This is a genomic window from Streptosporangium sp. DT93, assembly GCF_049844535.1.
Lineage (GTDB): Bacteria > Actinomycetota > Actinomycetes > Streptosporangiales > Streptosporangiaceae > Streptosporangium.
The window spans coordinates 61836-81914 of record NZ_JBNCLF010000005.1; the positions used below are offsets into that span (position 1 = coordinate 61836).

At 72.1% G+C, this 20079-nt stretch carries 16 protein-coding genes and 1 tRNA gene; 10 read left to right on the forward strand and 7 right to left on the reverse strand.

The genetic code is table 11. The annotated features are described in order from the left end of the window. Nucleotides 1–305: 305 nt before the first annotated feature. Nucleotides 306–1304, reverse strand: coding sequence for a transcriptional regulator FtrA (gene ftrA / locus ACLQ2R_RS13030; RefSeq protein ID WP_425959732.1), 999 nt, complete (start codon nucleotides 1302–1304; stop codon nucleotides 306–308). Nucleotides 1305–1614: 310 nt separating this feature from the next. Between ftrA and ACLQ2R_RS13035 the strand changes: the two genes are divergently transcribed. The 3 genes from ACLQ2R_RS13035 to ACLQ2R_RS13045 all read left to right on the forward strand — a co-directional run bounded on the left by ACLQ2R_RS13035 (nucleotide 1615) and on the right by ACLQ2R_RS13045 (nucleotide 4400). Then, nucleotides 1615–2172, forward strand: coding sequence for a rhodanese-like domain-containing protein (locus ACLQ2R_RS13035; protein ID WP_425959733.1), 558 nt, complete (start codon nucleotides 1615–1617; stop codon nucleotides 2170–2172). Nucleotides 2173–2545: 373 nt separating this feature from the next. Continuing rightward, a complete protein-coding gene (locus ACLQ2R_RS13040) occupies nucleotides 2546–4081 on the forward strand; it encodes a YfbK domain-containing protein (protein WP_425959734.1) in 1536 nt (511 codons plus the stop codon). A 246-nt stretch (nucleotides 4082–4327) separates the two neighbouring features. Next, nucleotides 4328–4400 (forward strand) — tRNA-Ala (locus ACLQ2R_RS13045). A gap of 99 nt (nucleotides 4401–4499) precedes the next feature. Here the strand turns inward: ACLQ2R_RS13045 and ACLQ2R_RS13050 are convergent. Continuing rightward, complete coding sequence (locus ACLQ2R_RS13050; RefSeq protein WP_425959735.1) at nucleotides 4500–4892, reverse strand: DUF3224 domain-containing protein; 393 nt, start codon at nucleotides 4890–4892, stop codon at nucleotides 4500–4502. A gap of 254 nt (nucleotides 4893–5146) precedes the next feature. After that, on the reverse strand, nucleotides 5147–6877 hold the full coding sequence (locus ACLQ2R_RS13055; protein ID WP_425959736.1) for an ABC transporter family substrate-binding protein: 1731 nt from the start codon (nucleotides 6875–6877) through the stop codon (nucleotides 5147–5149). 455 nt (nucleotides 6878–7332) lie between these two features. On the opposite strand from ACLQ2R_RS13055, the gene ACLQ2R_RS13060 reads away from it, so the two are divergent. Further along, nucleotides 7333–8724 carry an MFS transporter gene (locus tag ACLQ2R_RS13060; RefSeq protein WP_425959737.1) on the forward strand — a complete coding sequence of 464 codons (1392 nt, stop codon included), beginning with the start codon at nucleotides 7333–7335 and terminating at the stop codon, nucleotides 8722–8724. On the opposite strand, the gene ACLQ2R_RS13065 is transcribed toward ACLQ2R_RS13060, so the two are convergent. Beyond that, nucleotides 8708–9718 carry a DUF3616 domain-containing protein gene (locus ACLQ2R_RS13065; RefSeq protein ID WP_425959738.1) on the reverse strand — a complete coding sequence of 337 codons (1011 nt, stop codon included), beginning with the start codon at nucleotides 9716–9718 and terminating at the stop codon, nucleotides 8708–8710. The two genes, ACLQ2R_RS13060 and ACLQ2R_RS13065, sit on opposite strands and share 17 nt — an antisense overlap. A 107-nt stretch (nucleotides 9719–9825) precedes the next feature. On the opposite strand from ACLQ2R_RS13065, the gene ACLQ2R_RS13070 reads away from it, so the two are divergent. The 5 genes from ACLQ2R_RS13070 to ACLQ2R_RS13090 all read left to right on the forward strand — a co-directional run bounded on the left by ACLQ2R_RS13070 (nucleotide 9826) and on the right by ACLQ2R_RS13090 (nucleotide 16275). After that, nucleotides 9826–10896, forward strand: coding sequence for a hypothetical protein (locus ACLQ2R_RS13070; RefSeq protein WP_425959739.1), 1071 nt, complete (start codon nucleotides 9826–9828; stop codon nucleotides 10894–10896). A 176-nt stretch (nucleotides 10897–11072) separates the two neighbouring features. After that, on the forward strand, nucleotides 11073–13145 hold the full coding sequence (gene ftsH, locus ACLQ2R_RS13075) for an ATP-dependent zinc metalloprotease FtsH (RefSeq protein ID WP_425959740.1): 2073 nt from the start codon (nucleotides 11073–11075) through the stop codon (nucleotides 13143–13145). 56 nt (nucleotides 13146–13201) lie between these two features. Next, entirely contained in the window at nucleotides 13202–13789 is a 588-nt protein-coding gene (locus tag ACLQ2R_RS13080) for a Maf family protein (RefSeq protein ID WP_425959741.1), read from the forward strand. Between the two features lie 185 nt (nucleotides 13790–13974). Further along, the gene (locus tag ACLQ2R_RS13085) at nucleotides 13975–14943 is read left to right on the forward strand and encodes an EI24 domain-containing protein (protein WP_425959742.1); all 969 of its coding nucleotides are present in this window, start codon (nucleotides 13975–13977) and stop codon (nucleotides 14941–14943) included. Nucleotides 14944–15036: 93 nt separating this feature from the next. Further along, complete coding sequence (locus tag ACLQ2R_RS13090; RefSeq protein ID WP_425959743.1) at nucleotides 15037–16275, forward strand: DUF4192 domain-containing protein; 1239 nt, start codon at nucleotides 15037–15039, stop codon at nucleotides 16273–16275. Here the strand turns inward: ACLQ2R_RS13090 and ACLQ2R_RS13095 are convergent. After that, the gene (locus ACLQ2R_RS13095) at nucleotides 16254–16592 is read right to left on the reverse strand and encodes a hypothetical protein (protein WP_399187076.1); all 339 of its coding nucleotides are present in this window, start codon (nucleotides 16590–16592) and stop codon (nucleotides 16254–16256) included. The two genes, ACLQ2R_RS13090 and ACLQ2R_RS13095, sit on opposite strands and share 22 nt — an antisense overlap. 194 nt (nucleotides 16593–16786) lie before the next feature. On the opposite strand from ACLQ2R_RS13095, the gene ACLQ2R_RS13100 reads away from it, so the two are divergent. Next, complete coding sequence (locus tag ACLQ2R_RS13100; RefSeq protein ID WP_425959744.1) at nucleotides 16787–17377, forward strand: DUF4870 domain-containing protein; 591 nt, start codon at nucleotides 16787–16789, stop codon at nucleotides 17375–17377. 36 nt (nucleotides 17378–17413) lie between these two features. On the opposite strand, the gene ACLQ2R_RS13105 is transcribed toward ACLQ2R_RS13100, so the two are convergent. Both ACLQ2R_RS13105 and ACLQ2R_RS13110 read right to left on the reverse strand, forming a co-directional pair. After that, nucleotides 17414–18940 (reverse strand): ATP-dependent DNA ligase, encoded by a 1527-nt coding sequence (locus ACLQ2R_RS13105; RefSeq protein ID WP_425959745.1) that lies wholly within the window; start codon nucleotides 18938–18940, stop codon nucleotides 17414–17416. A gap of 309 nt (nucleotides 18941–19249) precedes the next feature. Continuing rightward, complete coding sequence (locus tag ACLQ2R_RS13110) at nucleotides 19250–19624, reverse strand: FKBP-type peptidyl-prolyl cis-trans isomerase (RefSeq protein ID WP_386243708.1); 375 nt, start codon at nucleotides 19622–19624, stop codon at nucleotides 19250–19252. Nucleotides 19625–20079: the final 455 nt, after the last annotated feature.

Sequence of the window (20079 nt, forward strand, 5' to 3'; positions counted from 1 at the left end):
GAGCGCGCCGCCCGCAAGGCTCCGTTGCATGAAAGTAGACACGTGCCTTCTCTCTCCCGTTGTATTCACAGAAAACGTCTCGTGGTAATTCTTGAGAAATTCCGTGGATGCGATGAGAGAAACTTCTCCAATCCGGTGACGACACGTGATGAAGAGTGCGACTTTCTTTACCCTCCAAAAATGTAAATCGCCCCATGAATGTTAATATCCTGATTGTCGCATTCAATCCGTCAAGTACTCGATCGCCGTAAAGCGAAAATTCTTCTGTTTGTATGGTTAGTAGGAGGTTGTGGAACTTCGCGGCTTTATGTGACAGGTGCGCCCGAGGTGTGGAACGCCCTCCGGTAGGCCGAGGGGGAGGTACGCATCGCCCGGGTGAAGTGGTGACGAAAGGTCGCCGGGCTGTCGAAGCCCACGGCCGAGGCGATCTCCTCCACGGGTGCGGAGGTGGACTCCAGCATCGCCAGGCTGGCGGCGACCCGCTGAGAGATCACCCAGCGCAGCGGGCTCGTCCCCGTCTGCCGGTTGAAATGCCTGATGAACGTACGTTGCGACATGTGGGCGACCTCCGCCAGAGCAGCGATCGTGATCGGTTCGGCGAGGTGGTCGAGCGCCCAGGCCATCGCGGACGTCACGGCGGCGCCCTCGCGCACGGGTGTGACGGCCGCCTGGATGAACTGGGCCTGCCCGCCCTCCCGGTGGGGAGGGATCACGAGCCTCCGGGCGACCTCGTTGGCCACCCCCGGGCCGTGGTCCTTGCGGACCAGGTGGATCAGCAGGTCCAGCCCGGCCGCGCTGCCCGCGCTGGTGAGCACGTCCCCATCGTCGACGTAGAGCACGTCCGGGTCCACCTTCACTTCGGGGAACCTCCGCTGGAGCAGCCCGGCGTACCTCCAGTGGGTCGTCGCCTCCCTGCCGTCCAGCAGCCCGGCGGCGGCCAGGGCGAACGCTCCCGAGCAGATCGACACGATCCGCGCGCCTCGCCCGTGGGCCCGGCGCAGGGCCGCGACCACCCCGGCGGGCACCTCGTCCCGGACGTCCGCCACCCCGGGGACGATCACGGTCCCGGCCGCGGCCAGCACGTCGAGACCGTGTTCGGCGCGCATCGTGAAGCCGCCCACGACCCGCAGGTCGGTGGGGCTCTCGGCGCAGACCGACAGGTCGTACCAGGGCACGCGCAGTTCGGGGCGGGGGATGCCGAACACCTCGACCACGCAGCCCAGCTCGAACGGGCTCATGCCGTCGAAGGCGAGGACGGAGACGCCGTGGCCCGTGCGGTGTGGTGCCCGGAGGGGGAGCAGCATGGCGAGATGTTAGCGACAAGCGGCATTCATGCCACTGGTCGGGTGGGTGCCGCGCACGACACCATTGCCTCATCCGGCAGGCGACACCCCAGGCCGGAACCCCGGAACCCCGGAACCCCGGAACCCCGGAACCCCCGGGTCTCCTGGATCTACTGGAACCCGCAGGGGCCCGCAGGGATCCGCCGGGACCTCGGGCCGGTGCCCGCGTCGGTACGTCGCTGAGCCGCCATGCCGAAACCCCCGGAAACGCCCGCCGGACGTGCCTCTCACAGGCATCCCCGACGCGTCGAACGCATAGGAAAGGCCCTGCATGTCCACCACTTCTCCCCCGTCCGCCCCCGTCGCGCCCCTGCCCTCCGTGGTCGTACCGTCCATCGCGGTGCCCTCCCCGGCCGCCGCCTCCGCCCCCTCGGCGGCCGTCACCACGGTGCCGGCCGCCGGTAACGCCGCCGCGCTGGCGCACTTCGCGGCGCGGCTGACGTTCGAGACCGACGCGGCCGACGTGGCCGAGGACCTGGCCGCGGGTGCCCCCGGCCTGGTCGTGGTCGACTCGCGCAGCCCGGAGAGCTGGGAGCAGGGACACATCCCCGGCGCCGTCCACCTGCCCACCGCGCTGATCGCCGCGCACGGCGACTCCGTGGTCCCGGCGGGTGCGACCGTGGTGACCTACTGCTGGGGACCCGGCTGCAACGGTGCCACCCGGGCCGCGCTGGAGTTCGCCAGGCTGGGTCACCCGGTCAAGGAGATGCTGGGCGGCTTCGAGTACTGGGCACGGGAGGGATATCCGGTCGAGACGGCGCGGGGAGTGTCCCGCCGCCCGGTCGACGAGCTCACCGCACCGGTCTCCGGCGTCTCCTGCGCCTGCTGAGGGGCCCGTGCGCCTGCTGGGCGTCCGATGACCGCGGTGCCCAGGACGGCGCCGAACGACACGGTGACGCACGGCCGGGACCCGGTCAGGGTCACCGGCCGGGAGTACGCGGTGGACGACGGGACCGGCGAGGTCCGGCGGCGTTCGTCGCGCGGACGGCGCCGCGGGGACGCCCCCGGGAGGTCTTCGGCGAGGAGGTGCCCGTACCGGCGGACGCCTCGCCGTTCGGGCGGCGCCGGGGCTCGGCGGGCGCGACCCCGCCTGGAAATCCTGATCACGCGCCGAACACGGTTTGCGCTCGCTTGGGTCAAGCGACCGGCCGATCCCGGCGGGATGTCGTCGTAGGGGATGACACGCATCCCTAGGAGGCGACATGACGTCCCGCCCGCTCGCCACAGCCCTCGCCGTCCTCGCCCTGTTGGCGGCCGCCGCCTGTGGCGGATCCGAGACCAACGCGCCATCCGAAGCCCTGCCGATGCCCGAGTCGGGCAGGGCGATGCCGTCGGGGGCCGCGCCGCCGCCCGCCCGGGAGGAGTCCGCGGCGGCCGGGGACCGGGCCACGACCCGGGCCGAGGCCGAGGAGCCCGGGGCCACCCGGAGCCAGGACACGGCCGCCGAGCAGATCTCCACCTTCTCCCTGGACGTGGACACCGCCTCCTACGGCTACAGCAGGCGGCTCCTCGACGAGGGCAGGCTGCCGGAACCCGGCCGGGTCCGGCCGGAGGAGTTCGTCAACTCCTTCGCGCAGGACTACGCCGAGCCCGAGGACGACGGCTTCACCGTGCACATGGACGGCGCGCGCACCCCGGGCAACGGCACCGCGCTGCTCCGCGTCGGCCTGCAGACCCGCAGGGTCGCCGCGGAGTCCCGCCGGCCCGCGAACCTGACCTTCGTGGTCGACGTGTCGGGCTCCATGGGCGAACCCGGCAGGCTCGACCTGGTCAGGGAGGCGCTGCACCGGCTCGTCGACCAGCTCGGACCCGGCGACCGGGTCTCGGTCGTCGCCTTCAGCGGACAGGCGGAGGTCGTGCTGGCGATGACCCCGGCGACCGAGCGGGAACGGCTGCACGCCGCCGTCGACCGCCTGGCCGTGCAGCAGTCGACCAACCTGGAGGCGGGGCTGATCCAGGGGTACGCGGTGGCCGCGGAGAGCTTCCTGCCCTCTGCCGCCAACCGGGTCATCCTGCTCTCCGACGGCCTGGCCAACACCGGCGACACGACCTGGCAGGGCATCCTCGACCGGGTCGCCGAGGCCGCGGGCAAGAAGATCACCCTGCTCTGCGTCGGTGTCGGCCGCGAGTACGGCGACGAGCTGATGGAGCAGCTCGCCGACAACGGCGACGGTGCCGCGGTCTACGTCGGCTCCGCCGACGACGCGCGCAAGGTCTTCGTCGAGCAGCTCGCCACCACCGTCGACCTGCGGGCCCGCGACGCCAAGGCGCAGGTCGTGTTCAACCCCTCGGCCGTGGAGTCGTACCGCCTGATCGGTTACGAGAACCGGCGGATCGCGGCCGAGGACTTCCGCGACGACGCCAGGGACGGCGGCGAGGTCGGCCCCGGCCACTCGGTGACCGCCCTGTACGAGGTTCGGCTGCGCGGCGGGGCGTCGGGCCAGCTGGCCACCGCCACCGTGCGCTGGCAGGACCCCGACAGCCGTGCCCCCGCCGAGGCCGCCCGTTCCCTCGCCGCGGGCGAGCTGGCGGAGTCGCTGTGGAAGGGGGCCTCGCCGAGGTTCCAGGTCGACGTGGTGGCCGCGGGCTTCGCCGAGTACCTCCGCACCCGCGAGGGGTTCGCCGGGGTGACGTCCGACGAGCTGGCCACCCACGCCACCCGCCTGGCCGGCTCGACCGAGGACCCCGCGGTGAGCGAGCTCGCCCGGCTGATCGCACGGGCCACCTCGCTCACCTGACGCCATGCCTGACGTCTCGTGCCCGGGTGCCCGGGTGCCCGGGTGCCTGGGGGTTCGGGGGTTCGGTGTCCCGTGCCCGGCGGCCGCGCCCGGGTGGCCGTGCCCCGGTGACGGCCATCCGGGCGCGGCCGTCACCGCCTCCCGCGAGCCGCCGCACGGCCGCGGTTACAGGGTGCGCGGCGGTTTCCTATACACTGGCGTCGTCGCCGGGCCTCGCCCGGAGGCACCCGGAAGGACGACGTCCCAGGGGCTATGGCGCAGCTGGTAGCGCGCCTCCATGGCATGGAGGAGGTCTGGGGTTCGAATCCCCATAGCTCCACATCGGGTCGTTCGCGAGACGACCCGGAGCACGTTCACGAGATCCCGCCCGATCACCTCGATCGCGGCGGGATCTCGTCGTTCCGCGGGTGGGTCCTTCTCAGCCGAGTTCGTAGTCCAGGTGGAAGGAGTGGGCGCCGTCGTCGTTGACGATCTGGCCGCCGCCCCGGATGCCGGTCAGCTCGCCGGTGCCGGAGTCGGGCAGGATCGTCCAGCTCAGCCCCGTGCCGTCGCCGTCCGCGGTGGTCGTGTGGTGCAGCACGAAGGTGCCCTTGCGCCCGTGCGCGGTGCCGGTGAAGCGCTCGAAGCCCACGTAGGCCGCGGACGTCTCGACCCGCGGGATCGCGGTGATGATGTCGGCCGTGCTGGTGCCGACCAGGTCGCCGTCGAAGGTCTTGGTGATGTGGACGCGGGTGAGCGTGGCCCCCTCGGCCTCGTCGTAGGGTTCCGGCTCCCAGCCGTCGATGCTGAAGGTTCCGGCGGCGCGTGGCATATGGGACTCCCTGCTGGATGTGCTGTCGTCGGGACCAGCATGGTGTGCGTACCTGTCAGCTCATGTCAGGTACGCCACCGCAGGCCGGGAGAATTCACCCGGTGGGCGACGCGACGTCTCCGCAGAGGTGGTCCCGCCCGGCACCGGGCCGTGGCCGATGAGCGGGATGTTTCGTCCGGTGCCGGGCCGAAGCCGCCGGAAGGGGTGACGTATCCGGTGTCAGGCCGGAACCGCGGGACGGAACGGGCCGGACGTCAGGACAGGCTCCACCGGTCCATGTTCCAGGTGATGGTCGACTGCGCGGGGTTGGGGACGACGTTCCTGAGTGTCTCGCCCCAGGCGCTGAGCCCCGGGTGCTGGAAGAGCGGGATGGTGGCCAGGTCCCTCCAGAGCCGCTTCTCGATCTCACCGATGATCGGGTTCTGGGCGGCCAGGTCCACCGTGGAGTTCAGCCTCGCGATGAGGCGGTCGACCCGCGCGCTGGAGTAGCAGCCGTTGTTGTTGCCCTTGCTGCGGGCGTCGCACTTCTCCGGCGAGGTGAAGTTGGAGGCCCAGCCGCTGACCAGCGAGGAGCCCGACCAGGCGAACAGTGCCACGTCGTAGCCGTTGGCCGGCATGACCGTGCCGAGGAAGTCGTCGGATCCCTTGTCGACGACCCTGAACCCCGCCTTGTTGCAGGAGTCGATGATGAGCTGCACCGCCGCGGTGCGGCGCGGGTTCGGGGTCTGGTAGCCGATGCTCACCTCCAGCCCCGTCCTGCCCGCCCGCCGCAGCAGCTCCCTGGCGCCCGCGACGTCCTGCCGCGTGTACGCGCCGGCGCTGCCGCTGGCCGCGACGACCTCGGCGCTGTTGGCCTGGAAGGGGGCGACGGTGCGGACCTGGAGCGGCCCCGCGGCGGGCGCGACCGGCTTGATCAGCCGGTCGACGATGAGCTGCCGGGGTACGCACCGGGCGAACGCCTCGCGCAACCTGGGGTCCCTGAACGGGCTGGAGTCGAAGTTGAAGTCCAGGTGCTCGTAGGTGTACCGGTCGAAGACGCCGACCCGCACGCCGTCCAGCGACTGCAACTGCTTGAGCACGTCCGGTCCCGGCTGCGGCTCGACGATCTGGACCTCGCGGTTCTGCAGTGCCTGGGCCTGCTCGTCGAGGGTGATGAAGCGTTCGACGATCGTCGGGGTGGCGGCGGGCGTGCCCCACCACCGGTCGTTGGCGACCAGGGTCAGCCGCTGCCCCGCGTCCAGCTTCGAGAGCTTGTACGGACCGGAGGAGGGGATCAGCTCGGCGTCGGGCAGCCTGCCGTCGGCGACCCAGCCGTCGTTGAAGAACCGGATGCCCTTCTCGAGCCTGCGGGCGTCGGCGTTCCTGACGGCCGCGATGAACTCCTCCTCCGACAGGCCGTCCCGGGCGGCGACCACGTGGGCCGGCAACAGTTCGGTCGCGCCCGGACCACCGGCCACCCAGTCGGCGAACGGCTTGTCGTAGACCAGCTCGAACGTCCTGCCGCCGGCGCGGCAGCCGGGGACGCGGGTGTCCTGGACGCCGTTGGTGTCGGCGGAGGCGAAACCCCTGACCTTGCCGGACCGGAAGGCCCACCACAGCATGACGTCGTCGCAGTCGATCGGGGTGCCGTCCGACCAGACGGCCCGGTCGCTGATGGTGTACTCGACCGTGAGCGGGTCGTCGGAGGTCTTCCGGTAGGTCCCGAAGTCCCGGTCGGGAGTGATCGTGCCCTTGTCGCCGTAGAACCAGAAGCCGGTCAGCACCCGCTGCAGGGGGGCGAAGTTGCGGGTGGCGTTCTCCGCGGTCGTGTTGTTGTTGTACGAGTGGAACTCCTGCTCGTACGCGTAGGTGATGGTCCTGGTCGACGGGGCCGTCGCCGAGCCGGAGGGATCCTTCACCGGGTCGGGGCCGGCGCAGGCGCCCAGCAGGAGCGCGCCGCCCGCCAGCAGCGCCGGCAACCTCCCGGACCTTCGCGCGTGGAACACGGCACCACCCCTTCGATCTGCGGATCCCCGTCCGGCCCCCGTGCCGGTCGGGCGGCACCGGGTCCGCCCGCCCCGTGGCAGGGGCGCCGTCCCGGAGCCGGGGCCGCGCCTGTCGGTGCCTGTCGCTGCCTGTCGCTGCCTGTCGGCTGCCTGTCGGCTGCCTGTCGGCTGCCTGTCGGTGTCCTTCGGGTCTGTCAGTGTCTGTCAATGCCCGTTCGTGCCGACTCGTGCCCGTTCATGACCCCGCCTGGTGCGATCCCCTCCGAGCGAGAATAGAAAAAACATGACCTTTGAGCGAATTGCGCCACTATGCGAGATGACCGGAGTCGTGTCCCTCCCATTCTCGGGGGCGCGCGCGGCCGATGGCGGCGGACGGCGACTCTGGCCCGATCCTTGCGGATATTGGCACCCGGGCCACTCGTGACAGGACGCCGGCTCCGCCGATGATGAGGCCCATGACAACGACTCTTCAGCCGGGTCGCGGACTTCACCGCGCCTGGATCGTGGCGGCGGTCGCCTTCGTCGCCATTCTGGGCGCGGCGGGGTTCCGCGCCACACCCGGCGTGCTGATCACGCCGTTGCAGGAGGAGTTCGGCTGGTCACGGGGCACGATCTCGCTCGCCGTCTCGGTCAACCTCATGCTCTACGGGCTGACCGCGCCCTTCGCCGCGGCGCTGATGGACCGTTTCGGCATGCGCCGGGTGGTGACGTACGCCCTGCTGCTCGTCGCCGCGGGCAGCGGGTTCACCATCTGGATGAACGCTCCCTGGCAGCTCCTGCTCTGCTGGGGCGTCATGGTCGGCCTGGGGACGGGCTCCATGGCGCTGGTCTTCGCCGCGACCCTCACCGAGCGCTGGTTCGTCCGTCACCGCGGCCTGGTCACCGGCGTGCTCACCGCAGGCGGGGCCACCGGCCAGCTCGTGTTCCTGCCGGTCCTCGCCCACCTCGCGGCCGGTCAGGGGTGGCGGACGGCCGCGCTCACGGTCGCCCTCGCCGCCCTGGTCGTGGTCCCGCTGGTCTGGTTCCTGCTGCGGGACCGGCCTGAGGACGTGGGCACCACCGCCCTGGGCGCCGTCCCGGCGCCACCCACCACCCTGCCCGCGACCGTCGCCGGGCCCGTGTCCGACATCGGGTCCGCGCCTGCCGCCGGGTCCGCGTCCGCGTCCGCGGGACGGTCCGCGACCGGCACCCGGCCGGGCAACGCCGCCTCGCGTGCCCTCGGCGTGCTCCGGAGCGCCGCGAGGACACGCCCCTTCTGGCTGCTCGCGGGCGGGTTCGCGATCTGCGGGATGAGCACCAACGGGCTGGTGGGCACCCATTTCATCCCCGCCGCCCACGACCACGGCATGGCCGAGCCGATCGCCGCCGGGCTGCTCGCGCTGGTCGGGATCTTCGACGTGGTCGGCACCGTCGCCTCCGGCTGGCTGAGCGACAGGGTCGACTCGCGCCTGCTGCTCGGTGCCTACTACGGGCTGCGCGGCCTGTCGCTGCTCGCCCTGCCGAGCCTGTTCGGGGCGAGCGCCGAGCCCAGCATGCTCGTCTTCATCGTCTTCTACGGCCTCGACTGGGTGGCCACGGTCCCGCCGACCGTGGCGCTCTGCCGCCAGATCTACGGTCCCGACGGGGCCGTGGTGTTCGGCTGGGTCTTCGCCTCCCACCAGATCGGCGCGGCGATCGCCGCGACCGCGGCCGGGATCACCCGCGACCACTTCGGCGCCTACGACCTCGCCTGGTACGCCGCGGGCGCGCTCTGCCTGGCCGCCGCGGTCATGTCGATCGCCATCACCCGAGGGCGGTCCGGCGACCGCCCGGACGCCCCGGTCCGTACGGTCAGCGGGGCAGCCTGACGACGTCGGCGAGAACGCCGCCCTGCGGGGTGAGCCGCGCCTGCGACGGGCTGTCGTAGACCACCAGGAGGCGGTCGCCGTCGAGCACGGCGATCCCCTCGGGGTGGTCGTCCCCGTCGCCGTAGGGCAGGTCGCCGACGACCTCGGGCTCGTGCACGACGGAGGGCTCGTCCGGCGGTTCCCAGCGCATCAGGCGCACCGGGCCGTCCAGGCTCATGGTCGGCCCGGCCAGGATCAGCAGCCCGCCCCGGTGGGGGCACATGTCGCGGACGCCGAGCCCGCCGAGGTTCAGGAAGTGCGTCCGGTACGGCTCGCCGTCGATGTCGGCGAGCCGCAGCGAGCCGGGCCGCCGCGGATCGCTCTCCGGACGCATCTCCAGGACGGCGGCCCAGCCGCGCAGCACCGGGCCGCGCAGCCCGGCGAACAGCCGCCCGCCGAGCACGGCGACGCCCTCGACGTCCAGGCCGTTGTCCTTGCTGGGGATCGGCACGAACGGGCCCAGGTGCGGGTCGGCGGCCAGCAGGTCGGCCAGGTTCCTGCCGGGACCGGCCAGGATCTCCGCCCGGCGGCTGCCGTCCTCGCGAACCGGGGTGGCGCCGACGAGCGGCAGCCGTACCAGGATGAAGCGGTTCTCCTCGCGCACCACCGAGGCGAGGCGGCGGCGCGCCTTGTGCGGCGGCTGTCCCTTCTTGACCCGCCTGCGCTTGAGGCTGTGCGACCCGATCGCCCAGAGCCAGCCGTCCGCCCGGCCCAGCCCCTCGATGTCGGCCTCCTCCTCGCGCCCGGCGGGCAGGTCCACGAAGTCGGCGAGGAAGAAGGTGCGCTGGTCGTCGTAGCGCCCGCCGCGGAACGCCAGATGCTCGACGGTGGCGGTCTCGTCGCCGGCCAGCCAGAGTCCCAGGGCGTCGGTGCGTACGGCGGACAGGTTGGTGTGCGTCCTCGCCTCGCGTGAGGAGGCGTCGAACCTGAGCTCCACCTGGCGTTCCACGAACATCCCGGCATCATCGCAGGGTGCCGGGGGCGCCGGGGAGGGAGGTCTCGTTCCCGAAGTGTGATGGGGATCCCACGCGAGAAAACCGGATTTGTCGTACGCTCCCGTTCGTGCTCGATGGGTTGGGTGGGACTCAGGGGACCCGGGAGACGGGTTCCACGCCGACGGACGCGACCGCCGACGCGGAGACCTCGGAGCGGCCGGAGGCCACGGCGCAGAGCCCTCGCAGGGCACCGGCCCCCCAGGTCCCGGCCATCAAGCGGTCCCGCATCGGTGACCTGCAGATGCGCGTGATCTACCGCGCCCTGGCCGTGGGAGCCGCGGTGCTCCTCGTCGCGGTCGTGGCCGTGGTCGGCCTCGTCACCTCGGGCACCCCAGATCAACCGGGCGAGGAGCGAGCGGGGCAGATCGCCGCGCCATCTGCCGCGCCGCCCTCGCCCGGTCCGGCCTCCACCGGGCCCGCCTCCCCGGAGCCGTCGGCGCCGGCCTCGGCCTCCGCCTCGGAAAGCCCGTCGGCGTCCGGATCGGCGTCCCCGTCCGGATCGGTGTCCCCGTCGGCGTCCCCGTCGGCCTCGGGGAGCCCGTCGGCGTCGTCGTCGGCGTCGTCCGGCTCCACCCCGGCACCCGACCGCAGCGCCGTCGTCGCGGCCCTGGCCGACCCCCGGGTGCCCGAGCCGCCGGGCGACAGGCGGCTCGGCAGGCTCACCGGCAAGGCGGACAAGAGCAAGCGCCGCCTCACCGACCGCCGCTCCGGCGTGTCGCTGGTCCGCCTGGGCAAGCCCTGGAAGGTCTTCGGCGCCTCGCCGTTCTCCACCCGGCAGGTGCTGCCCAAGGTGAAGGGGGCGGCCCACCGGGCGATGCTGGTGAGCTGCCCGGTGCCCATCCTGGTGCAGCGGGAGGCCAAGGACACCGCGCTGCTGGCCGCCCGGTGGACGCTCAACCACCACCCCAAGGGCGGCACGATCTCCTGGACGGCCTCACAGCCGATCAAGGACGGCTGGCTGCTCGCCTACCGGGTGAAGTACGAGAGCAAGGGCAAGGCGCGCTCCTCCATGGCCGCCGTCGCGGTGACCGAGCGCTCCGGTGAGAAGCCGGCGATGCTCTTCGTGACGATCCCCGACGTCCAGAAGAAGCACTGGCGCGACATCAACACCGCGGTCTCCTCCCTCAGATTGAAGTGAGCCCGGCCGGGGGAGGATTCGCCTTGCCCGCGTGACCAGGTGAGATTCGGGGGGATTTCACGATCGGTCGCCTCGCCGTCGCACGCGTGACGGCCCCTGCCCGCCCACCGGAGCCCGCTCGCCGGTCGCGCGCCGGGTGCCCGGGCAGGTCCCCCCGTCCTTCGAGGGGGAAGTCCGTGAACCGACCGGCGTCTCAGCAGCCGTCCCGGCAGCGCAAGGGGCCGGGACGGTGGCCGTCCGGCGAGGGGGGCCGCCAGGGCGGCGACGGGGACGGCGAGGGCGGCGGCTCCAAGCCCTGGAGGTCCGAGGGCCTGCCCGACCGCTCGTCAGCCCCGCAGCGCCCGCGGATCAGCTGGCCGCGCTTCCTGCTGACGCTGGCCGTGGTCTACGCGGGGTTCTTCGTGGTCTCCTCGTTCTTCGGCGACGTCACCGAGCCGATCTCCTACACGCAGTTCACCGCGCAGGTGCGGGCGGCCAACGTCAAGGACGTCTACGCCACGGGCGCGTCGATCCAGGGCACCCTCAGGAAACCCGCCCGCGATCCCGACAGCGACAACGTCGAGTACGACCGCTTCTCCACCGAGCTGCCGATCTTCGCCGACGAGGACGAGCTCTACCGCAGGCTCACCGCGACGGGGGTGAACATCAAGGCCGAGCCCGTCGGGGGCGACCGGGGTTTCCTGGCGAACCTGCTGCTGTCGCTGTTCCCGGTGCTGCTGCTGGCCGGGCTGTGGATCTGGTTCATGCGGCGTGCGGCGGCCGGGGCGATGGGCGGCGGGGCGGGGGGCGGTCTCGGCGGCCTCGGAGGTCTCGGCAGGTCGAAGTCCGCCAAACCGGTGGAACCGGACAGGGTCCGGGTCGACTTCGACGACGTGGCCGGCATCGACGAGGTCGAGAACGAGGTCGCCGAGGTGGTCGACTACCTCAAGGACCCCGACAAGTACCGCAGGCTCGGGGCGAAGCTGCCCAAGGGCGTGCTGCTCGCCGGCCCGCCCGGCACCGGCAAGACCCTCCTCGCCCGCGCGGTGGCGGGCGAGGCGGACGTGCCGTTCTTCTCCGCGAGTGCCTCGGAGTTCATCGAGATGATCGTGGGGGTGGGCGCCTCGCGGGTGCGGGAGCTGTTCGAGGAGGCCCGCAAGGTCGCGCCGTCGATCATCTTCATCGACGAGATCGACGCGATCGGCCGGGTGCGGGGCGGCAGCACCATCGGGGGCCACGACGAGCGCGAGCAGACGCTCAACCAGATCCTCACCGAGATGGACGGCTTCACCGGCTCCGAGGGCGTCATCGTGATCGGTGCCTCCAACCGGGCCGAGGTCCTCGATCCGGCGCTGCTGCGGCCCGGCCGGTTCGACCGTACCGTCGTGGTCTCCGCGCCGGACGTCGACGGGCGGCTGGCGATCCTGCGGGTGCACAGCAGGGGCGTGCCGCTCGCCGGTGACGTCCACCTGGAGCGGCTCGCCAGGACCACCCCGGGCATGACCGGCGCGGACCTGGCCAACCTGGTCAACGAGGCCGCGCTGCTCGCCGCCAAGCGGGGCAACGAGAAGGTGCACTCCGCCGACTTCGCCGACGCGCTGGAGAAGATCCTGCTCGGCGCGGCCCGCGCCGTCGTGATCCCGCAGGACGAGCGCAGGCGCACCGCCTACCACGAGGCGGGCCACGCGCTGCTCGGCATGCTCCAGCCGGGCGCGGACCCGGTCAGGAAGGTCTCGATCATCCCACGCGGCCGGGCGCTCGGCGTCACCCTCTCCACACCCGACACCGACCGCTACGCCTACGACGAGAGGCACCTGCGCGACCGGATCGTCGGGGCCCTCGGCGGCATGGCGGCCGAGCAGATCGTCTACGGCGTGGTCACCACCGGCTCGGAGAGCGACCTGGAGCAGGTCACCGTGATCGCGCGCGGCATGGTCGGCCGCTGGGGCATGTCCGCCAGGATCGGCCCGCTCAGCGTGCTGTCCGACTCCGGGGACGGCCGCCCCGCCGCGGCCCCGGACACCCTCGCCACCGTGGACCAGGAGGTCCGGCGCATCGTGGACGAGTGCTACGAGGTCGCGCTGACCGTCCTGAAGGAGAACCGCGGCCGCCTGGACGGCATCGCCGCCGCCCTGCTGGAGAACGAGACCCTGGGCGAGGCCGAGGCCTACGACGCCGCCGGTCTCCCGCGCCGCCCGGCCCCGGAGACCGTGACCCCGCCTCGGCGGCTCCCGGCCCCGCCGGACGACCCCGCCGCGCCGCACAGGTGAGGCCGTGGCCCGCCCGTGGCGGGAAGAGCGACGGGACCGCGCTAGGCTCGACCGGCGTGACCCAGATCGTCCTCGCCTCCGCCTCGCCCGCCCGTCTCGCCCTGCTGCGCAGCGCCGGACTGGATCCCGAAGTGATCGTCAGCGGGGTGGACGAGGCCGCCGTCACCGCCGGCAGCCCGGCCGAGCTCTGTCTCACGCTGGCGCGCGCCAAGGCCGCCGCGGTGGCCGGGAACCTGTCCGGCGGCCTGGTCGTCGGCTGTGACTCCGTGCTCGAACTCGACGGCCGGGCCTACGGCAAGCCGTCCTCCCCCGAGGAGGCCGTCGCGCGCTGGCGCGGCATGCGCGGACGCGAGGGCCGTCTGCTCACCGGCCACTGCGTGATCGACGTCGGGAACGGGCGCGAGGCCGCGGAGGTGGGCGCGACGACCGTACGCTTCGGCACCCCCGGCGACGACGAGATCGCCGCCTACGTCGCCACCGGGGAGCCCCTTCACGTGGCCGGCGCCTTCACCCTGGACGGGCGGGGCGGATGGTTCGTCGAGGGCATCGACGGCGACCACGGCAATGTCCTGGGTCTCTCCCTGCCGCTGCTCCGCCGTCTCCTCGCCACCCTGGGGGTCCCCGTTCCCACCCTGTGGCGGTGAACCGGGCCCGCGCCGGTCTTTCCCCGGACGGGGCCTCGCCGGGTCTCCACGCCCGATCCGCGTGACCCTCCTGAGCCCACGAGCCCGGGTGGCGGCGTCCTTGGCTTCCGTCGCGCGGTGAACGGGACGAAAGGGCGGGGCGGCGCGCCGTCACCCGGGACGTCCGATCCCGCTAATCTTCCGCCATGGGTCATTTCCGCTCCTTTCTGGACGGCATCGGGTTCTTCTTCCAGGGAGTTCGCTGGGTGGCGCGCTACCCGCGCTGGTGGCTGTTCGGGCTGATCCCGGCCCTGATCGCCTTCGCCCTCTACGCGGCCGCCCTCTACTTCCTCGGCACGAACGCGCTGGAGATCGCCGCGTGGGGGACGCCGTTCGCCGACGGGTGGAGCGAGTCGGCCCGGACCGCGTTGCGCGCGGTGGTCGGGCTGGCGCTCTTCGGGGCGGGACTGGTCCTGTCCGTGGTGACCTTCACCGCGGTCACCCTCATCGTGGGCGACCCGTTCTACGAGAGGCTCTCGGAGAAGGTGGAGGGGACCTACGGGGAGGTACCGACCGGCTACGAGCTGCCGCTGTGGAAGTCCATCCCCAGGTCCGTCAGGGACAGCCTGATCACCCTCGGGTGGCTGCTGCTCTTCACCGTCCCGCTGTTCTTCCTCGGGTTCGTACCGGTGATCGGGCAGACGGTGGTGCCGGTCCTGGGCGCCCTGGTCTCCGGTTTCTTCCTCTCGATCGAGCTGACCACGCTGGGCCTGGAGCGCAGGGGAGTGACACGCAAGCGCCGGTTCGGACTGCTCAGGGGGAACAAGGCTCCCGTCCTGGGCTTCGGGGTGCTGCTCTTCCTGCTCTTCCTCATCCCGTTCGTCGCGGTCATCGCGATGCCCGCGGCCGTGGCCGGCGCGGCCGTCATGGTCCGCACCCGCCTGGCGCCGTCAGCGCCGCCGGCCGGGGGAGAGGCGGGAGACCGGAGTGTCGGCCCGCGCACGGACCCGCGGATGGACCCGCGCACGGACCCGCGTGTGGGCCCGGGGGCGGATCCTCGCACGGACCGGCGCGTGAACCCGGGTGCGGACCTTCACCCGGGCCCGCGTACGAACCCGTCCGCGCACCCGGGTACGGACCCGCGTACCGGCGGGCGCACGGACAGGAGTCTCTGAGGGTTCTCCGCCGGCGGCTGTGGAAAACCGGCGCTATCCACAGAACGCAGTTCGGCTCAAACGGGGAGGTGCGGGTCCGGAAGGCTTGCGGCCATGACAACGGACAGCACGTCACCGGCCTCGCCCGAGCCTCCACGCTCCGCGCCTTCCGCGCCATCCGCGCCTTTTTCGCATTCCCTGCCTTCCAGTGCGTTCCCGGCGTCGCCGTCCCCGCCACGGCTCCTGCTCGGTTCCACCGAGGACGTTCTGGGAGCCGTCCCCTACCTGCTGGGGTTCCACCCCGACGAGAGCCTCGTCGTCATCGGTCTCACCGGCGGTCCGGCGACGAGCAGGCTGCATCTCACCGTCCGATGGGACCTGCCGCTCGCGGCCGACGGTCTCGGCCGGATCCTCCCGCTCTTCGAGAAAGAAGGGGTCACCGAGGTCGTCGTGGTCGGCTACGGCCCCGGTCCGCTGGTCACCCCGGCCGTCGACGCGGCGGTGGCGCACGTACGCGGGGGCGGTCTGACCGTCGTCGACGCGCTCCGGGTGGAGCAGGGCCGCTACTGGTCGTACGCCTGCTCGCGGAGCGACTGCTGCCCGGCCGACGGCACGCCCTACGAGCGGCAGGCCGGCGCGGTCGCCGCCGAGGCGACCCTGCAGGGGTTGGTCGCCCTGCCGGATCGGCAGACCCTGGAGCGCTCGCTCGACCCGGTGACCGGTCCCGGCCGGGCGGCCATGCGCGAGGCGACCGTTCGCGTCACCCGCGAGACGCGCGACAGGCTCACCGGATGCCGCGACGCCGACGGATTCGCGGCGGAGTTCGTCGCGGACGGCATGGCCAGGGTCCGCGAGGCGATCGCCGTCTACGCCTCGGGGGGCAGGCTCGGCGACGACCAGGCGGCCAGGCTGGGGCTGGACCTGGCGGTGATCAGGATCAGGGACGAGGCGTGGGCGCTGATCACCGACGACGACCACGACACCCACCTCAGGCTGTGGCACGATCTCACCCGGCGGCTGGAGCCGAGGTTCGTGCCGCCGGTGGCCTCATTGCTCGGCCTGGTCGCCTGGCGCGGGGGTGACTCCGCGCTCGCCGGCGTCGCCCTCGGCCGGGCGTACGAGGCCGATCCCGGCTACTCCATGGCGAATCTGCTCCTGCACGCCATCCGCAGCCTGGTCCCGCCCCACGCCCTCAACGACAGGATGCCCAGCCCCGAGGATCTCGACCAGGAGATGGGCAGCCCGAGAACGGCCTGGCTGCTTCCGATGGTGGTGCTGCTCGACGAGACCGGCGGCCCGGACCTGCGGGCCGTGACCGCCGGTGTGCCGGCTCAGCCCTCCGCGCGCCGCTGACGTTCGTTGTAGGCCCTCATCCGAGCCGGATAGCCGGTCAACTGCACGTCGTAGACGGGCAGGGACAGGCCGCGGGCCACCTTGCCGATCACCGCGGGGGAGCCGACCCGCCGCCGGGTCCACTCACCGTCGTCGGCGACGGCCACCGCCGTGGTGTCCGTCGCGAACGTCTCGGGTTCGACGTAGAACTCCACGCCCCGGCGTGACTTCGCGAAGGCGATGAGCGCCTCGATGTCGGCGTCGGTCGCCTCACGATCGAACTTGGCGATCTTCGGCCCGCGCAGGCGCCTTAACCCATAGCGATCTCGCCATCTCATGTTTTCCTGTATACCTCTCCCGCTTGTTCCCCGGCACGGATGCCAGGGGCGCGTCTCAGGGGTCTATGAGGGTTCATCCTGATGTGTCGCCCCGACAATCCGAGCCAGTATGGAAAGCGAAGAGGCGACGAAAGGGTATCGGTCTCATGGCAGGCACAGTGACACCAGCGGGCCCGGGGCACGGGAGAGTGCCGGTGGCGGGTCTGCGGCCCGACCACCCGACTCTTCGGGTGGGCCACCAGGATCGCGAGCAGGTGGTCGAGCACGTCAAGGCCGCCTACGCGGAGGGAAGGCTCGACGAGATCGAATTCGAGGACCGGCTGGAACGGGCCATGACGGCCCGCGTGCACGGTGACCTGATCCCGATCATGAACGAACTGTACGGCGGGCACCTGGCGCGACCGGTCTCCTACCCGCCCGTCGGCGACGGGTCACCGTTCGCGCGTCAGGGAAAGCCCGGCGGGCGAGGGGAGACGGGCGGGGAACGTCTGGGGGCGGCCGCGGCGCATCTGCTCCCGCTGGCGGGCCTGCCCGTCCTGGGGCCGCTGGTCATGATGCTCACCGCGGGAAGGACCTCGTCCTACGTTCGCGCCCACGCGGTGGAGGCTCTCAACTTCCAGCTGACGCTGCTCGCGGCGACCGTTCTGCTGGCCATCACGATCGTGGGAGCGGTGCTGACCCCCCTGCTCTGGATCGGCGGCGTGGTCCTGTCCGTGGTCGGCGGGGTCGCGGGAGCGAACGACGGCGACTTCCGCTATCCCTTCACCGTGCGCCTGGTGAAGTGACCCCGGCGCCGGGGGCGAGGTCTCGGAGTGCCGTCCTCAGAGCATGAGGGAGCGGACCATGTCCACGGTGTCGGCCTGATCCGCTGTCTTGTCGGGGCGATAGCGGATCACCCTGGCGAAGCGCAGTGCCATCCCGCCGGGGTAGCGGCTGGACTGCTGCACGCCGTCGAAGGCGATCTCGACGACGAGCTCCGGGCGGACGGTGACCGCCCACCCGTCCGTGGGACCGTCCGCGATGGCGAGGAGGTGCTCGGTCTGCCAGGCGAGCAGCTCGTCGGTCAGTCCCTTGAAGGTCTTGCCGAGCATGACGAACCCGCCGCTCTCCGGGTCGCGGGCGCCCAGGTGCAGGTTCGACAGAAGGCCCTCACGGCGGCCGCTTCCCCACTCCACGGCCAGGACGACCAGGTCGAGCGTGTGCCGGGGTTTCACCTTGATCCAGCCGGCTCCGCGCCGTCCGGCGGCGTAGGGCGTCAGCAACGACTTGACCACCACGCCCTCGTGCCCGCTCCTGACCGCGTCCTTGAAGAACGCCTCACCGTCGGCGATGTCGGCGGTGACCAGACGAGGGGTCAGCAGCTCGGCCGGCACGGCCTCGGTCAGGGCGGTGTGGCGCGCCTCGCCCGGCAGGTCGAGCAGGTCGGCGCCGTCGACCCGTAGCGCGTCGAAGAAGAAGACGTTCAGAGGGGTCTTCGCGCGGGCGCGCGGCACGTCGGTGCGGCTGGACACCCGGCCGGAGGTGACCTGGAAGGGCTCGGGGCGGCCGTCGGGGCGTATGGCGAGGACCTCACCGTCCAGCACCAGATCGGACGAGGGCAGTGCGCCGACCGCCTCGACGAGCTCGGGCACCTGCGCGGTGATGTCGTCCAGCGTCCGGGTGAAGACCGAGACCCGATCGCCCGAGCGGTGGGCCTGGATCCTGATGCCGTCGAGTTTCCACTCGACCGCGACGGGCCCGCCGAGCTTGCCGAACGCGGCCTCGATGGAGACGGCGCTCTGGGCGAGCATCGGGGACACCGGCCGGCCGACCTCCAGGTGGAAGGCGCGTAGCGCCTCGACCCCGCCGCCCAGCGCGGCGGCGCCGACGGCCGGCAGCCAGCCGCGGAGCATCAGCGCCCGCCTGACCTCGGCCGCGGGAACCCCGGCCGCCTTCGCGACGGCCTCGATCATCACGCCCTCCAGCGCGCCCTGGCGGAGCTCCCCCCGGAGCAGCCGTGTCAGGAAGAGCTGTTCCTGGCGGGTCAGGGAGGCGAACAGGTCGGTCAGCAGCGCCTTGCGCGTGGTCTGGGAGCCGGGTCCGGCCAGTGCCTTGACGCGGTCGAGCAGGTCGTGCACCTCGCGCAGCGTGGCGGTGGCCGCCAGCCGCGGCTCGGGCAGGTCCTGCAGGCTCTTCCAGCCGACGCCGACGTTGCGCTGCGGCAGCTCACCGGAGAGGTAGGCGATGGCGATCTCCGCCTCGTCCGGAGTGACCCGGCCGAGCAGCTCCGCGAGGTGGGCGATCTTCGCCAGCCGGGCGGAACCCGCGGTCACGGCCGCCGAGGTACGTGCGAGATCGATCAACAACACATGGGTCAGCCTAAGAGCTGCGAGCGACATTTCGGTGAGGTGGGCGCCTGCTTTTTCCGAGCCGCGCCACCGACCCGTTCCACCGACCCGTTCCACCGACCCGTTCCACCGACCCGTTCCACCGAGCCGCCCCGCCGAGTCGTTCTACCGCACCACCGAGCCGTCCCGCGCGTGTCTTCGGTCGAGTCGCCCCGTCGAGCTCGTCTCGGCGAGCCGCCCCCTTCCCCTCGCCGAGGCGCGCAGGGACGCGCCGGGCCGCCCCCCGTCGAGGGGAGCGGCCCGGTGCGTACCGTTTGTGAACCTGGGGCGTCAGCTCACGCCGAGCAGGTCCACGACGAAGATGAGCGTCTCGCCCGGCTTGATGCGGCTGCCCGCACCGGCGTTGCCGTAGCCCAGGTGCGGGGGGATGGTGAGGCGGCGGCGGCCGCCGACCTTCATGCCCTCGACACCCTGGTCCCAGCCCGCGATGACCCGGCCCCCGCCCAGCGGGAACTGGAAGGTGTCACCCCGGTTCCACGACGCGTCGAACTCCTCGCCCGTCGAGAAGGCGACGCCGACGTAGTGCACGGTGACCTGGTGCCCCGACGTGGCCTCCGGGCCGTCCCCTACGACGATGTCGACGATCTCCAGCTCCGACGGCGGGGTGCCTTCCGGAAAGTCGATCTCCGGCTTCTCCAGTGCCACGTGTCTCTCCTCGGTTGGATGCACGCCGGTCGATTGCCGGCCGCCGGACGACTCTACGGGGTCCGGGACCGTCGAGGAGGACACCGGGGCGGAGTGATCGCCGCGTCGCGCCCGCCGGCTCGCACCGGGGACCGGGGCGGACGACGGGCGTACGGGCGCGGAGAGACGGTGGAGCGACAGCTCGGCCGGGCGCCGCGAGGGCACGACGGGCGTACTGGCGTTGAGAGACGTCAGGGAGCGCTCTCTGATGAGAGGGTGACGCTGTCATCGGTCACTGTCAAGGCCCGTCTCACCGTCGTGGAACACCCGGGAAACGCGACCTTAATGTGACCTGGCTCCGGCGGGCTGCCTCGCCGCCCCTGCAGGGGGATCCATCTGTACCGCTTGACCTGCGGAAATGTCAGGTCGACCCGGAGAGCGCTCTCCGTCCGGTGGAGATCATGTTCCCGTGTCAG

Coding starts and splice junctions, on each gene's coding strand:
- ftrA (WP_425959732.1), bottom strand. CDS start 1,304: ATGCTGCTCCCCCTCCGGGCACCACACCGCACGGGCCACGGCGTCTCC.
- ACLQ2R_RS13090 (WP_425959743.1), top strand. CDS start 15,037: ATGACAACGGACAGCACGTCACCGGCCTCGCCCGAGCCTCCACGCTCC.
- ACLQ2R_RS13060 (WP_425959737.1), top strand. CDS start 7,333: ATGACAACGACTCTTCAGCCGGGTCGCGGACTTCACCGCGCCTGGATC.
- ACLQ2R_RS13085 (WP_425959742.1), top strand. CDS start 13,975: ATGGGTCATTTCCGCTCCTTTCTGGACGGCATCGGGTTCTTCTTCCAG.
- ACLQ2R_RS13095 (WP_399187076.1), bottom strand. CDS start 16,592: ATGAGATGGCGAGATCGCTATGGGTTAAGGCGCCTGCGCGGGCCGAAG.
- ACLQ2R_RS13040 (WP_425959734.1), top strand. CDS start 2,546: ATGACGTCCCGCCCGCTCGCCACAGCCCTCGCCGTCCTCGCCCTGTTG.
- ACLQ2R_RS13065 (WP_425959738.1), bottom strand. CDS start 9,718: ATGTTCGTGGAACGCCAGGTGGAGCTCAGGTTCGACGCCTCCTCACGC.
- ACLQ2R_RS13035 (WP_425959733.1), top strand. CDS start 1,615: ATGTCCACCACTTCTCCCCCGTCCGCCCCCGTCGCGCCCCTGCCCTCC.
- ACLQ2R_RS13050 (WP_425959735.1), bottom strand. CDS start 4,892: ATGCCACGCGCCGCCGGAACCTTCAGCATCGACGGCTGGGAGCCGGAA.